13 protein-coding genes are annotated in these 13,000 nt (G+C 71.9%); 11 read left to right on the top strand and 2 right to left on the bottom strand.

Features of this window, described 5'->3' with window-relative positions; translation table 11 throughout:
- Nucleotides 1–66: 66 nt before the first annotated feature.
- The 3 genes from ACSUPT_RS18140 to truA all read left to right on the top strand — a co-directional run bounded on the left by ACSUPT_RS18140 (nucleotide 67) and on the right by truA (nucleotide 2,672).
- Nucleotides 67–1,089, top strand: coding sequence for a DNA-directed RNA polymerase subunit alpha (locus tag ACSUPT_RS18140; protein ID WP_351963326.1), 1,023 nt, complete (start codon nucleotides 67–69; stop codon nucleotides 1,087–1,089).
- Between the two features lie 80 nt (nucleotides 1,090–1,169).
- Nucleotides 1,170–1,640 carry a 50S ribosomal protein L17 gene (gene rplQ / locus ACSUPT_RS18145; RefSeq protein ID WP_023587012.1) on the top strand — a complete coding sequence of 157 codons (471 nt, stop codon included), beginning with the start codon at nucleotides 1,170–1,172 and terminating at the stop codon, nucleotides 1,638–1,640.
- Between the two features lie 168 nt (nucleotides 1,641–1,808).
- Nucleotides 1,809–2,672: a tRNA pseudouridine(38-40) synthase TruA gene (truA, locus tag ACSUPT_RS18150; RefSeq protein WP_365724267.1), complete on the top strand. Its 864-nt coding sequence runs from the start codon at nucleotides 1,809–1,811 to the stop codon at nucleotides 2,670–2,672.
- Here truA and ACSUPT_RS18155 read toward each other — a convergent pair.
- A complete protein-coding gene (locus ACSUPT_RS18155; RefSeq protein WP_436944955.1) occupies nucleotides 2,637–3,776 on the bottom strand; it encodes a hypothetical protein in 1,140 nt (379 codons plus the stop codon). The two genes, truA and ACSUPT_RS18155, sit on opposite strands and share 36 nt — an antisense overlap.
- Before the next feature lie 55 nt (nucleotides 3,777–3,831).
- Between ACSUPT_RS18155 and ACSUPT_RS18160 the strand changes: the two genes are divergently transcribed.
- From ACSUPT_RS18160 to glmM, 4 genes are all read left to right on the top strand, one after another.
- A complete protein-coding gene (locus ACSUPT_RS18160; protein WP_436944956.1) occupies nucleotides 3,832–5,454 on the top strand; it encodes an ABC-F family ATP-binding cassette domain-containing protein in 1,623 nt (540 codons plus the stop codon).
- Between the two features lie 236 nt (nucleotides 5,455–5,690).
- Nucleotides 5,691–6,134 (top strand): 50S ribosomal protein L13, encoded by a 444-nt coding sequence (rplM, locus tag ACSUPT_RS18165; protein ID WP_351963330.1) that lies wholly within the window; start codon nucleotides 5,691–5,693, stop codon nucleotides 6,132–6,134.
- 41 nt (nucleotides 6,135–6,175) lie between these two features.
- Nucleotides 6,176–6,694, top strand: a complete 519-nt coding sequence (rpsI, locus tag ACSUPT_RS18170) for a 30S ribosomal protein S9 (protein ID WP_351963331.1) — start codon at nucleotides 6,176–6,178, stop codon at nucleotides 6,692–6,694.
- A gap of 106 nt (nucleotides 6,695–6,800) precedes the next feature.
- Nucleotides 6,801–8,159 carry a phosphoglucosamine mutase gene (gene glmM, locus ACSUPT_RS18175; RefSeq protein ID WP_361658260.1) on the top strand — a complete coding sequence of 453 codons (1,359 nt, stop codon included), beginning with the start codon at nucleotides 6,801–6,803 and terminating at the stop codon, nucleotides 8,157–8,159.
- Between the two features lie 104 nt (nucleotides 8,160–8,263).
- Here the strand turns inward: glmM and coaA are convergent, their stop codons facing one another.
- Nucleotides 8,264–9,271 (bottom strand): type I pantothenate kinase, encoded by a 1,008-nt coding sequence (gene coaA / locus ACSUPT_RS18180; protein ID WP_351963333.1) that lies wholly within the window; start codon nucleotides 9,269–9,271, stop codon nucleotides 8,264–8,266.
- Between the two features lie 163 nt (nucleotides 9,272–9,434).
- On the opposite strand from coaA, the gene ACSUPT_RS18185 reads away from it, so the two are divergent.
- The 4 genes from ACSUPT_RS18185 to ACSUPT_RS18200 all read left to right on the top strand — a co-directional run bounded on the left by ACSUPT_RS18185 (nucleotide 9,435) and on the right by ACSUPT_RS18200 (nucleotide 13,000).
- A complete protein-coding gene (locus ACSUPT_RS18185; protein ID WP_436944958.1) occupies nucleotides 9,435–9,632 on the top strand; it encodes a hypothetical protein in 198 nt (65 codons plus the stop codon).
- Nucleotides 9,633–9,789: 157 nt separating this feature from the next.
- Complete coding sequence (locus ACSUPT_RS18190; RefSeq protein WP_361658266.1) at nucleotides 9,790–10,590, top strand: hypothetical protein; 801 nt, start codon at nucleotides 9,790–9,792, stop codon at nucleotides 10,588–10,590.
- Nucleotides 10,591–10,787: 197 nt separating this feature from the next.
- Entirely contained in the window at nucleotides 10,788–12,635 is a 1,848-nt protein-coding gene (gene glmS / locus ACSUPT_RS18195; RefSeq protein WP_351963336.1) for a glutamine--fructose-6-phosphate transaminase (isomerizing), read from the top strand.
- Nucleotides 12,632–13,000: a holo-ACP synthase gene (locus tag ACSUPT_RS18200; RefSeq protein WP_351963337.1), complete on the top strand. Its 369-nt coding sequence runs from the start codon at nucleotides 12,632–12,634 to the stop codon at nucleotides 12,998–13,000. The genes glmS and ACSUPT_RS18200 overlap by 4 nt, the downstream gene beginning before the upstream one ends.

Genomic DNA, 13,000 nt, shown 5'->3' on the forward strand with positions numbered 1-13,000 from the left:
CCGCCCGTACCCTTGCATCATCCGAGGACGTCAAATAGCGGGCGTCCACGACTGAAGGAACACACCATGCTGATCGCTCAGCGTCCCTCGCTGACCGAAGAGGTTGTCGACGAGTACCGCTCGCGGTTCGTCATCGAGCCGCTGGAGCCGGGCTTCGGCTACACGCTCGGCAACAGCCTCCGCCGTACGCTCCTCTCCTCGATCCCGGGTGCGGCCGTCACGTCCATCCGCATCGACGGTGTCCTGCACGAGTTCACCACCGTGCCGGGCGTCAAGGAGGACGTCACCGACCTCATCCTCAACATCAAGCAGCTGGTCGTCTCCTCGGAGCACGACGAGCCGGTCGTGATGTACCTGCGCAAGCAGGGCCCGGGTCTGGTCACCGCCGCCGACATCGCCCCGCCGGCCGGTGTCGAGGTCCACAACCCCGACCTGGTCCTCGCCACGCTCAACAGCAAGGGCAAGCTGGAGATGGAGCTGACCGTCGAGCGCGGTCGCGGCTACGTCTCCGCCGTGCAGAACAAGCAGGCGGGCCAGGAGATCGGCCGCATCCCGGTCGACTCCATCTACTCGCCGGTCCTCAAGGTCACCTACAAGGTCGAGGCGACCCGAGTCGAGCAGCGCACCGACTTCGACAAGCTCATCGTCGACGTCGAGACCAAGCAGGCCATGCGCCCGCGCGACGCCATGGCGTCCGCCGGCAAGACCCTGGTCGAGCTGTTCGGTCTCGCCCGCGAGCTGAACATCGACGCCGAGGGCATCGACATGGGCCCGTCCCCCACGGACGCCGCCCTGGCCGCCGACCTGGCGCTGCCGATCGAGGAGCTGGAGCTGACGGTCCGCTCCTACAACTGCCTCAAGCGCGAGGGCATCCACTCCGTGGGTGAGCTCGTCGCCCGCTCCGAGGCCGACCTGCTCGACATCCGCAACTTCGGTGCGAAGTCGATCGACGAGGTCAAGGCGAAGCTGGCCGGCATGGGCTTGGCCCTCAAGGACAGCCCGCCCGGATTCGACCCGACCGCCGCCGCGGACGCCTTCGGCGCCGACGACGACGCGGACGCGGGCTTCGTCGAGACCGAGCAGTACTGATCACTGCCCGCGGGCGCCCGCCCGCGGGGCCCTGACACCGGTACCTGATACGGCCGGTGCAGATCACAAGGAGAAACACCATGCCGAAGCCCGCCAAGGGTGCCCGTCTGGGCGGCAGCGCCGCGCACGAGAAGCTGCTCCTCGCGAACCTCGCGAAGTCGCTCTTCGAGCACGGCCGCATCACCACGACCGAGGCCAAGGCCCGCCGCCTGCGTCCGGTCGCCGAGCGCCTGATCACCAAGGCGAAGAAGGGCGACATCCACAACCGTCGCCTGGTTCTCCAGACGATCACGGACAAGAGCATCGTCCACACGCTCTTCACCGAGATCGCCCCGCGCTACGCCGAGCGCCCGGGTGGCTACACCCGCATCACCAAGATCGGCAACCGTCGTGGCGACAACGCCCCGATGGCGGTCATCGAGCTGGTCGAGGGCGAGATCGCCAAGAAGGCGACCGTCGCCGAGGCCGAGGCCGCGACCAAGCGCGCGGTGAAGGAGGCCGACGAGGCCGCCGCCACCGAGGCTCCGGCCGAGGAGTCGAAGGAGGCCTGAGTCTCCGCCGTCCCCGCGTGAGCGGGGGTGACCCGGAGGCGTGAGCCCCTTGTCCCCGCGTGAGCGGGGACGATGGCCGAGCCTTACGGCCAAGGCCGAACGGGCGGGCCCGTACCCAAGGGGTACGGGCCCGTTCCGCGTGTGCAGGACTTTGAGAGGATCGTCTCCGTGAGCGATGAGGTGGAGCCCGGCTTCGTACGGGTACGGCTGGACCTGTCGTACGACGGCAAGGACTTCCACGGGTGGGCCAAGCAGGCCGGCGGGCGGCGCACCGTCCAGGGCGAGATCGAGGACGCCCTGCGGACCGTCACGCGGTCCACGCGGACGTACGAGCTGACCGTCGCCGGGCGGACCGACGCCGGGGTGCACGCCCGCGGCCAGGTCGCCCATGTCGACCTGCCCGAGGAGCTGTGGGCCGAGCACCGGGACAAGCTGCTGCGGCGGCTGGCCGGGCGGCTCGCCCACGATGTGCGGATCTGGCGCGTCGAGGAGGCGCCGCCCGGCTTCAACGCGCGGTTCTCGGCGATCTGGCGCCGCTACGCCTACCGGGTCACCGACAACCCCGGCGGCGTCGACCCGCTGCTGCGCGGGCACGTGCTGTGGCACGACTGGCCGCTGGACGTGGACGCCATGAACGCCGCCGCCGAGCGGCTGCTGGGCGAGCACGACTTCGCCGCGTACTGCAAGAAGCGCGACGGGGCGACGACCATCCGCACGCTGCAGGAGCTGCGCTGGGAGCGGCTGCCGAGCGGGGTGCTGGAGGCGACCGTGCGGGCGGACGCGTTCTGCCACAACATGGTGCGCTCGCTGGTCGGCGCGATGCTGTTCGTCGGTGACGGGCACCGGCCGGTGGACTGGCCGGGCAAGGTGCTCGCCGCCGGGGTGCGGGACTCCGCCGTGCACGTCGTACGGCCCCACGGGCTCACGCTGGAGGAGGTCGGCTACCCGGCGGACGAGCTGCTGGCCGCCCGCAACCGGGAGGCCCGCAACAAGCGGTCACTGCCCGCCGGCGGGCGCGGTGGCTGCTGCTGACGCCTGGGCGCGGCCGCGGGCGTAGATCTGGTTGAAGGTGAAGGACGCAAGGTCGTCGCTGGTCTTGAAGACGACCGTGTCCGACTGGGTGACCTTCCTGCCGTCGGTGAAGCCGGCCTGCGTGAAGTAGGCGTACCGGCCCAGGGAGTTGGAGCGGCGCAGGCAGACGGTGGCGCGGCAGAAGTCGCCGACGCCGCTGCCGGCGAGCGGGGCGACGCCGCCGCGGGCGCCCTCCTTCGCCTTGAGGGCCTTGCCCTGGTCGGCGAAGAGGGCGACGCCGACGGTGATCGCGACGCCGTCGCGGGTGTACGTGGCGCGGATGACGCGGGTGCAGCCGTTGCTCTCCAGGACGGAGCCGAGGCCGCCCTTGCCGGCGGAGGCGCAGTTCGTGGTGGAGCTGGTGGCGCCCTTGGTGTAGACGCGGTCGCCGAAGGTGAGCTTCTTGCCGGGGAAGAGGCCCTCGGGGGTGAGCGGGGCCTTGTCCTTGGCCGCGGTGGAGATGAAGTCCATCGGGTTGGGCGGGGGCGGCGGGGCGACCGAGGAGAACGAGGGCTGCGGGCCGGTTTGGCCGGTCGGCAGTTCGGCGCCGCCGGGGACGGTGGCGGCGGAGCTGCCGGTGGCGCCGCCGGCCGTCGCGGGGCCGTCCTCGTCGGAGGAGACGACCGCGACGGCGACCAGCGTGGCGATGGCGGCCGTGGCGAGGACGCCGCCGCCCGCGATGAGCCAGCGCTTGCGGCGCTGCCGGGCCTCCGACGCCTCGGCGAGCGCGCTCCAGTCGGGGGTGCCGTCGTTCTGGCCGCCGCCGAAGGGGGGCTCGTGGCCCGGCGCGGGCTGCTGCTGCCCATACGGCGACTGCGGGTGGGGGTAGCCGTAGCCGGGTCCGCTCGTGGCGTGCGGGTAGCCGTAGCCGGGTCCGCCCGTGCCCTGGGGGTAGCCGTACGCGGGCTGGTCCTGGCCCTGGGGGTAGCCGTAGCCGGGGCGTCCCTGCGGTGTGCCGTCCGGCTGTCCCGTTCCGTACTGCTGCTGCCCCCCGTACGGGTCGTGGCCGGAGCCGCCGTCCGGCTGGTGCGGGCCCTGCGGCCACTGCGGTCCCCCATAGCTCATGCCGCGCATCCTAAACCGGTTGGGCACGGCCCCCGCGGGCGGCCAGAATGCGGGCATGGGACATGTCGAGGTCGCGCATCTGGAGTACTACCTGCCGGACGGGCGGGCGCTGCTCGGTGATGTGTCGTTCCGGGTCGGGGAGGGGGCCGTCGTCGCGCTCGTCGGGCCGAACGGCGCGGGGAAGACGACGCTGCTCCGGCTGATCGCGGGGGAGGCGCAGCCGCACGGCGGGACGGTCGCCGTGAGCGGCGGTCTCGGCGTGATGCCGCAGTTCGTGGGGTCCGTACGGGACGAGCGGACGGTGCGGGACCTGCTGGTGTCTGTGGCGCCGCCGCGCATCCGGGAGGCGGCCGCGGCGGTCGACGAGGCCGAGCACCTGATCATGACGGTGGACGACGAGGCCGCGCAGATGCGGTACGCGCAGGCGCTGAGCGACTGGGCGGAGGCGCGCGGCTACGAGGCGGAGACGCTGTGGGACATGTGCACCACGGCGGCGCTGGGCGTCCCGTACGAGCGTGCGCAGTTCCGCGAGGTGCGGACGCTGAGCGGCGGCGAGCAGAAGCGGCTGGTCCTGGAGGCGCTGCTGCGCGGTCCCGAGGAGGTGCTGCTGCTGGACGAGCCGGACAACTACCTCGACGTGCCGGGCAAGCGGTGGCTGGAGGAGCGGCTGGGCGAGACCCGCAAGGCGGTGCTGTTCGTGTCGCACGACCGGGAGCTGCTGGCGCGGGCCGCGCAGAAGATCGTCGCGGTGGAGCCGGGCCCGGCCGGGGCGGACGTGTGGGTGCACGGCGGGGGCTTCGCCACCTTCCACGAGGCGCGGCGGGAGCGTTTCGCGCGGTTCGAGGAGCTGAAGCGGCGCTGGGAGGAGAAGCACGCGCAGCTCAAGCGGCTGGTGGTCAACCTGCGGCAGGCGGCGTCGGTCAGCCATGAGATGGCGTCGCGGTACGCGGCGGCGCAGACCCGGCTGCGGAAGTTCGAGGAGGCCGGTCCGCCGCCGGAGCCGCCGCGCGAGCAGGACATCCGCATGCGGCTGCGCGGCGGGCGGACCGGGGTGCGGGCGGTGGAGTGCCGCGGTCTGGAGCTGACCGGGCTGATGAAGCCGTTCGACCTGGAGGTCTTCTACGGGGAGCGGGTCGCCGTCCTGGGGTCGAACGGCTCCGGGAAGTCGCACTTCCTGCGGCTGCTCGCGGGTGATCCGTCGGTCGCGCACACGGGTGCGTGGAAGCTGGGCGCGCGGGTCGTGCCGGGCCACTTCGCGCAGACCCACGCCCATCCGGAGCTGGAGGGCAGGACCCTGGTCGACATCCTGTGGACCGAGCACTCCAAGGACCGCGGCGGGGCGATGTCGGTGCTGCGGCGGTACGAGCTGGAGAAGCAGGGCGACCAGGTGTTCGGGCGGCTGTCGGGCGGGCAGCAGGCGCGGTTCCAGATCCTGCTGCTGGAGCTGTCGGGCGCCACGGCGCTGCTGCTGGACGAGCCGACGGACAACCTGGACCTGGAGTCCGCGGAGGCGCTCCAGGCGGGTCTCGAGGCGTTCGACGGGACGGTGCTGGCGGTGACGCACGACCGGTGGTTCGCGCGTTCCTTCGACCGGTTCCTGGTGTTCGGGTCGGACGGTGTCGTACGGGAGACGGCCGAGCCGGTGTGGGACGAGCGGCGCGTGGTACGCGACCGGTAGCGGCCGGGAGGGCCGGGCGGTCGTTTTGACCCGGGTGGGGGACGGCGCGTATTCTTCTGGTTCGTTATGCGTACTGGCTTGCTCGATCTCACGTGAGGAGCCGCTACGCCGGCTCACCGGGCCGATGACCAGCGACCTGCACTCGGTTTGCGTCACCGACGTGTGGTCATGGCTGTCGTGATCGTCCGTGGTGGCCTTGACAGGACCCACTCACTGAAGAAGCGAAGGCTACGACCGTGCGTACGTACAGCCCCAAGCCCGGCGATATCACTCGCCAGTGGCACGTCATTGACGCCCAGGACGTCGTCCTGGGTCGCCTGGCCTCCACCGCCGCCACGCTCCTCCGGGGCAAGCACAAGCCGATCTACGCGCCGCACGTCGACGCTGGTGACTTCGTCATCATCATCAACGCCGACAAGGTGCACCTGTCCGGCAACAAGCGGACCCAGAAGATGGCGTACCGCCACTCCGGTTACCCGGGTGGTCTGCGTTCCGTCCGCTACGACGACCTCCTGGCGAACAACCCGGAGAAGGCCGTCGAGAAGGCCGTCAAGGGCATGCTCCCGAAGAACTCCCTCGGCCGTCAGATGCTCTCGAAGCTGAAGGTCTACGCGGGCGAGAACCACCCCCACGCTGCCCAGCAGCCGGTTCCGTTCGAGATCACCCAGGTCGCGCAGTAAGTCCGGCCACCCCCTAAGACGAAGAGAATCTGAGGAGCATCGTGGCCGAGACCACTGTTGAGAACCCCATCGAGGGCGAGGAGACCTACGCCGAGGTCACCACCTTCGAGTCCGAGGTCCCCGTCGAGGGCGAGTACACCTCGGAGTCCCTGGCTTCCCGCTTCGGTGAGCCGCAGCCGGCCGCCGGCCTGGGCCGCCGCAAGAACGCCATCGCCCGCGTCCGGATCGTCCCGGGCACCGGCAAGTGGAAGATCAACGGTCGCACCCTCGAGGACTACTTCCCGAACAAGGTGCACCAGCAGGAAGTCAACGAGCCCTTCAAGGTGCTCGAGCTCGAGGGCCGCTACGACGTCATCGCCCGCATCTCGGGTGGCGGCGTCTCCGGCCAGGCCGGTGCCCTGCGCCTCGGCGTGGCCCGCGCCCTGAACGAGGCGGACGTGGACAACAACCGCGGCCCGCTGAAGAAGGCCGGCTTCCTCAGCCGCGACGACCGCGCGGTCGAGCGGAAGAAGGCCGGTCTGAAGAAGGCCCGCAAGGCGCCGCAGTACAGCAAGCGCTAATCACCGCGCCTGCTCGGCTGCTCGTACGTACGCCCCGGCGGCACTCCCGTGCTGCCGGGGCGTACGTTTCTCCTTGTTCATCAGGCAAGTCTTTCGGAGGACGGTTGTGGGACGACTCTTCGGCACGGACGGCGTGCGCGGTGTCGCCAACGCGGATCTGACGGCGGAGCTGGCGCTCGGCCTGTCCGTGGCGGCGGCCCACGTGCTCGCCGAGGCGGGAACCTTCGAGGGCCACCGGCCCACCGCGGTGGTCGGCCGGGACCCGCGCGCGTCGGGGGAGTTCCTGGAGGCCGCCGTCGTGGCGGGCCTCGCCAGCGCCGGGGTCGACGTACTGCGGGTGGGCGTCCTGCCGACGCCCGCCGTCGCCTATCTGACCGGCTCCCTCGGCGCCGACCTGGGCGTCATGCTGTCCGCGTCGCACAACGCCATGCCCGACAACGGCATCAAGTTCTTCGCGCGCGGCGGGCACAAGCTGGCGGACGAGCTGGAGGACCGCATCGAGGCGGTGTACCAGCAGCACCGCACCGGCGAGCCCTGGGACCGGCCGACGGGTGCCGGTGTGGGCCGGGTGAAGGACTACGGCCAGGGCGCCGACGACTACATCGCCCACCTGCTGTCCGTGCTGCCCAACCGGCTCGACGGGCTGAAGATCGTCCTGGACGAGGCGCACGGCGCCGCCTCGCACGTGTCGCCGGAGGCGTTCACGCGGGCGGGCGCCGAGGTCGTCACGATCGGCGCGACCCCGGACGGCCTCAACATCAACGACGGCTGCGGCTCGACGCACCTCGACATGCTGAAGGCCGCCGTCCTGGAGCACGGTGCCGACCTGGGCATCGCCCACGACGGCGACGCCGACCGCTGCCTGGCCGTGGACCACACGGGCACGGAGGTCGACGGCGACCAGATCCTCGCCGTCCTGGCGCTGGCCATGCGCGAGGCGGGCACGCTGCGCGGGGACACCGTCGTGGCGACCGTCATGTCGAACCTGGGCTTCAAGCTCGCCATGGAGCGCGAGGGCCTGCGCCTCGTCCAGACCGCGGTCGGCGACCGCTATGTGCTGGAGGAGATGAAGGAGCGGGGGTACGCGCTGGGCGGCGAGCAGTCCGGGCACGTCATCGTCCTGGACCACGCCACCACCGGCGACGGCACCCTGACCGGTCTGCTGCTCGCGGCGCGCGTCGCGGCGACCGGGCGGCGGCTCGCCGACCTGGCCGGTGTGATGGAGCGCCTCCCGCAGGTCCTGATCAACGTCAAGGACGTCGACAAGAGCCGCGTGAAGACCTCCGCGGAGCTGGGCATCGCCGTCGCGGACGCCGAGCGGGCGCTGGGCACCACCGGCCGCGTCCTGCTCCGCCCGTCCGGTACGGAGCCCCTCGTACGGGTCATGGTCGAGGCCGCCGACATCGAGCAGGCCCGGACCGTGGCGGGCCAGCTGGCCGACGTGGTGAAGGCGACGCTGGGCTGACCGCCCCGCCGCACGTGAGGGCGCCCCGTACGGGTTCCGGTTCCGGACCCGTACGGGGCGCTTTCGCGTGGGCGGGCGTACGCGTCCCTCCGCGCCGCCGCGTTTCAGAGCTTGCGCAGGGAGAGCCGCTGGACCTTGTGGTCGGGGCCCTTGCGGACGACGAGGTTGGCGCGGCCGCGGGTGGGGGCGACGTTCTCCAGGAGGTTCACCTTGTTGATCGTCCGCCACATGGTGCGGGCGTACTCCAGCGCCTCCTCCTCGCTGACCTGCGTGTACTTGCGGAAGTACGACGAGGGGTCCTGGAACGCCGTCTCGCGCAGCTTGCGGAAGCGGTTCAGGTACCAGCGCTCGATGTCCTCGGGGCGTGCGTCCACGTACACGGAGAAGTCGAAGTAGTCGGCGAGGCCCACACGGGTGCGGCCGTCCTTGCCGGGGAGGGCCGGCTGGAGGACGTTGAGGCCCTCCACGATGAGGATGTCGGGGCGCCGCACCGTCAGGCGCCGGCCCGGCACGATGTCGTAGATCAGGTGCGAGTAGACCGGCGCGGTGACCTCGTCCTTGCCGGCCTTGATGTCCGCGACGAACCGGGTCAGCGCGCGGCGGTCGTACGACTCGGGGAAGCCCTTGCGGGACATCAGCCCGCGCGCCTGCAGCTCCTTCATCGGCAGCAGGAAGCCGTCGGTCGTGACCAGCTCGACGCGCGGGTGCTCCGGCCAGCGGGCCAGCAGCGCCTGGAGGAGGCGGGCGACGGTCGACTTGCCGACGGCGACGGACCCGGCCACCCCTATGACGAACGGGGTGCCGCGCTGGGCGCCCTTCTCGCCGAGGAACGTGTTGAGCGCCCCGCGGAGGTTCGCGGTGGCGCCCACGTAGAGGTTGAGGAGCCGGGAGAGCGGCAGATAGATGTCGCGGACCTCGTCCAGGTCGATGACGTCGCCGAGGCCGCGCAGCCGCTCCACCTCGTCGGCGGTGAGCGGCAGCGGCGTCTTGTCGCGCAGCGCGCTCCACTCGGCCCGGGTCAGGTCGACGTACGGCGTCGACTCGGCACGCCGGGACGCGCCCGGTCCGGCGCCGGGCGGGGGTGTGCTGCTTCGTGGCGGCGAAGTGATCACCCCGCCATTGTCGTGCGTACGGGACGCGCGTGGGGGGTGTGCTCGGTCACGTGGGTGGCGACGATGGGGGCCGCGGCGGGGCTGGAGGCAGCCGTGGTCCCGTACGGGTGATGCTCCTCGGAGACGGGGCGCGGGGCCGACGCGTCCGGCACAGTCGACGCGGATGCGCAATCGGTACGAGTCGAGGAGCGAATCGGCCTTGGAACAGTGCGGCGACGGCGACGAGCATCGCGGCTGGCAGGAGACCGCCTACCTGCTTCGCTCGCCCACGAACGCCCGTGCGCTGATGGACTCCATCGCGGAACTGGACGCCGGAGGGGGACGGGCGCGGCGGCTGATCGGTGCAGATGAGGGGGAGTGAAGGGTCGTTCTCCTGTGCGCCCTCGCGCAGGCCGGGGCGGGCTCGTGGTGCGGAGGATCACGGGTGGGTCACGGTGTGGGGGTGGGGGAGCGGGTGTGATCGGGTTGTCACACCTTGCGCTTATCGTGTGCACACCAATCACACAGAAAGTGGTGCCATGCGCTCCTCCCTCATTCGCCGTACCGCCGTCGCCGCGTCCGCGGTGTCCCTCGCCCTGCTCGTCTCCGCGTGCGGCGGCGACAAGGCGGCCGACGGCGGCAAGGGCGGTGGCGACAAGGGCGCCGCCGCGGCTCCCGCCAAGGTGCTGACCGCCGCCGAGCTGGAGCAGGCCATGCTCACCCAGGGCGATGTGCCGGGCCACAAGATCAGCCCGGCCAAGGCGGGCGACGTCGGCAAGCCCGGTGACGTCACCGTCGACAAGCAGGAGTGCCTGCCGCTCGCCCACGCCGCCTCCAGCATCGCCCTCGGCAAGCCCGCCGCGGACGCGACCCGCAAGGTGCTGGAGGAGGCGCAGAAGCCGTCTCCCGGCAAGTCCCTCGCGGACATGACGGACAAGGAGATGGAGGAGGCCCTCACCTCCGCGTTCGCCGTCACCGTCACGGTGGACAAGCTCGCCGCGTACGAGGGCAAGGGCGCGGAGGAGGCCGTCGCGTCGCTGCGCACCGCCGGTGCGGCCTGCGCGGGCGGCTTCACCGTGACGCAGGACGGCGAGCAGACCAAGGTCCTCAAGGTGGAGGAGGCCAAGGTGTCCGGCGGCGACGAGTCCGGCGCCTGGGTGATCACCACCGCCGGCGAGGAGGGCAAGACCCTCCCGTTCAAGGTCGCCGCCGTCCGGCAGGGCACCACGGTTGCCACGTTCATGGCCATGAACATCGGGGCCTCGATGGGCGGCACGGACTTCCCGCTGCCGACCGCCGTCATCGACGCGCAGGTCGCCAAGGTGGCCAAGGCGTCGTAGCCGGACCGGGCTGCCACGGCGGCGTCGAGGGCCCGGGGCCCCAGGCCCCGGCGCCCCCGCCGTGCGCAGGTCGCGCAGGCCCCGCGCGTCGGTGTCCGCCCGGCGCGCCCCGCCCCACGACCGGGGCGGGGCGTCGTTGCGCCACGTGGGCTGGTCGTGGCGGGTCGGGTGGGCGTCGGGGTCGTAGGCTGCCGTGCATGTGCGGAATCGTGGGATACGTCGGCGGGCAGTCGGCGCTTGATGTGGTCATCGCGGGGCTGAGGCGCCTGGAGTACCGGGGCTACGACTCCGCCGGGGTCGCCGTGCTCGCCGACGGGGGGCTCGCCGCCGCCAAGAAGGCCGGCAAGCTCGTCAACCTGGACAAGGAGCTGGTCACCCGGCCGCTGCCGACCGGTTCCACCGGCATCGGGCACACCCGGTGGGCCACCCACGGCGGTCCCACCGACTCCAACGCCCACCCGCACCTCGACAACGCGGGCCGCGTCGCCGTCGTCCACAACGGCATCATCGAGAACTTCGCCGTCCTGCGCGCCGAGCTGGCCGAGCGCGGCCACGACCTGGCGTCCGAGACCGACACCGAGGTCGTCGCGCACCTCCTGGCCGAGGCCCACTCGTCCACCGCCGACCTCGCGGAGGCGATGCGCCAGGTGTGCCGCCGCCTCGAAGGGGCGTTCACCCTCGTGGCGGTCCACGCCGACGAACCGGACGTCGTCGTCGGCGCCCGCCGCAACTCCCCGCTCGTCGTGGGCATCGGCGAGGGCGAGTCGTTCCTCGCCTCCGACGTGGCCGCGTTCATCGACCACACCCGCTCCGCGATCGAGCTGGGCCAGGACCAGGTCGTCGAGCTGCGCCGGGACGGTGCCGTCATCACCGACTTCGACGGGGCGCCCGCCGACGTCCGCTCGTACCACGTCGACTGGGACGCGTCCGCCGCCGAGAAGGGCGGCTACGCCTCCTTCATGCTCAAGGAGATCGCCGAGCAGCCGAAGGCCGTCGCGGACACCCTGCTCGGCCGGATCGACGCCGAGGGCTCGCTGACCCTGGACGAGGTGCGCATCCCCGCCGCCGTGCTGCGCGAGGCCACCAAGGTCGTCATCGTCGCGTGCGGCACCGCCTTCCACGCGGGTCTGATCGCCAAGTACGCCATCGAGCACTGGACCCGCATCCCCTGCGAGGTGGAGCTGGCCAGCGAGTTCCGCTACCGCGACCCGATCCTGGACCAGCGGACCCTGGTCGTGGCGATCTCCCAGTCCGGTGAGACGATGGACACCCTCATGGCGCTGCGGCACGCCCGCGAGCAGGGCGCCCGGGTGCTGGCCATCTGCAACACCAACGGCTCCACCATCCCCCGCGAGTCCGACGCCGTGCTGTACACCCACGCCGGGCCGGAGGTCGCCGTGGCGTCCACCAAGGCGTTCCTGACGCAGCTCGTCGCCTGCTACCTGCTCGCCCTGTACCTCGGCCAGGTCCGCGGCACCCAGTGGGGCGACGAGATCCGCGCCGTCATCCGGGACCTCGCCCGCATCGCGGAGGACGTGGAGCGGGTCCTGGAGACCATGGAGCCGGTACGGGAGCTGGCGCGCTCCCTCGCCGGCCACGACACGGTGCTGTTCCTCGGCCGGCACGTCGGCTACCCGGTGGCCCTCGAAGGGGCGCTGAAGCTGAAGGAACTGGCGTACATGCACGCCGAGGGCTTCGCCGCGGGCGAGTTGAAGCACGGGCCGATCGCGCTCATCGAGCAGGGCCTGCCCGTCGTCGTGGTGGTGCCGTCGCCGCGCGGCCGGTCCGTACTCCACGGCAAGATCGTCTCCAACATCCAGGAGATCCGCGCGCGCGGCGCCCGCACGATCGTCATCGCGGAGGAGGGCGACGAGGCCGTCGTGCCGTACGCGGACCACCTGATCCGCGTCCCCGCCACGCCGACGCTTCTCCAGCCGCTCGTGGCGACCGTGCCGTTGCAGGTCTTCGCCTGCGAACTGGCCACCGTCCGCGGCAACGAGGTCGACCAGCCGCGCAACCTCGCGAAGTCGGTCACCGTCGAATGATCATCGGGGTGGGGATCGACGTGGCCGAGATCGACCGGTTCGCGGAGGCGCTGGAGCGCACTCCGCAGCTGGCCGACAGGCTGTTCGTGGAGCGGGAGCTGTACCTGCCCAGCGGCGAGCGGCGGGGGGTCGCCTCGCTCGCCGCGCGGTTCGCCGCGAAGGAGGCGGTCGCCAAGGCGCTCGGCGCGCCCGGCGGGCTGCACTGGACGGACGCCGAGGTGTACGTGGAGGAGAGCGGGCAGCCCCGGCTGCGGGTGCGCGGCACGGTCGAGGCGTGCGCGGCCCGACTGGGCGTGCGGCACTGGCATGTGTCGCTCAGTCATGACGCGGGGGTGGCGTCCGCCGTGGTGATCGCGGAGGGTTGA

Origin of the sequence: Streptomyces sp. SudanB25_2051 (assembly GCF_964272635.1) — a bacterium.
Taxonomy (GTDB): domain Bacteria; phylum Actinomycetota; class Actinomycetes; order Streptomycetales; family Streptomycetaceae; genus Streptomyces.

Coding starts and splice junctions, on each gene's coding strand:
- ACSUPT_RS18140 (WP_351963326.1), top strand. CDS start 67: ATGCTGATCGCTCAGCGTCCCTCGCTGACCGAAGAGGTTGTCGACGAG.
- rplQ (WP_023587012.1), top strand. CDS start 1,170: ATGCCGAAGCCCGCCAAGGGTGCCCGTCTGGGCGGCAGCGCCGCGCAC.
- ACSUPT_RS18155 (WP_436944955.1), bottom strand. CDS start 3,776: ATGAGCTATGGGGGACCGCAGTGGCCGCAGGGCCCGCACCAGCCGGAC.
- ACSUPT_RS18160 (WP_436944956.1), top strand. CDS start 3,832: ATGGGACATGTCGAGGTCGCGCATCTGGAGTACTACCTGCCGGACGGG.
- ACSUPT_RS18185 (WP_436944958.1), top strand. CDS start 9,435: ATGCGCAATCGGTACGAGTCGAGGAGCGAATCGGCCTTGGAACAGTGC.
- ACSUPT_RS18190 (WP_361658266.1), top strand. CDS start 9,790: ATGCGCTCCTCCCTCATTCGCCGTACCGCCGTCGCCGCGTCCGCGGTG.
- glmS (WP_351963336.1), top strand. CDS start 10,788: ATGTGCGGAATCGTGGGATACGTCGGCGGGCAGTCGGCGCTTGATGTG.
- ACSUPT_RS18200 (WP_351963337.1), top strand. CDS start 12,632: ATGATCATCGGGGTGGGGATCGACGTGGCCGAGATCGACCGGTTCGCG.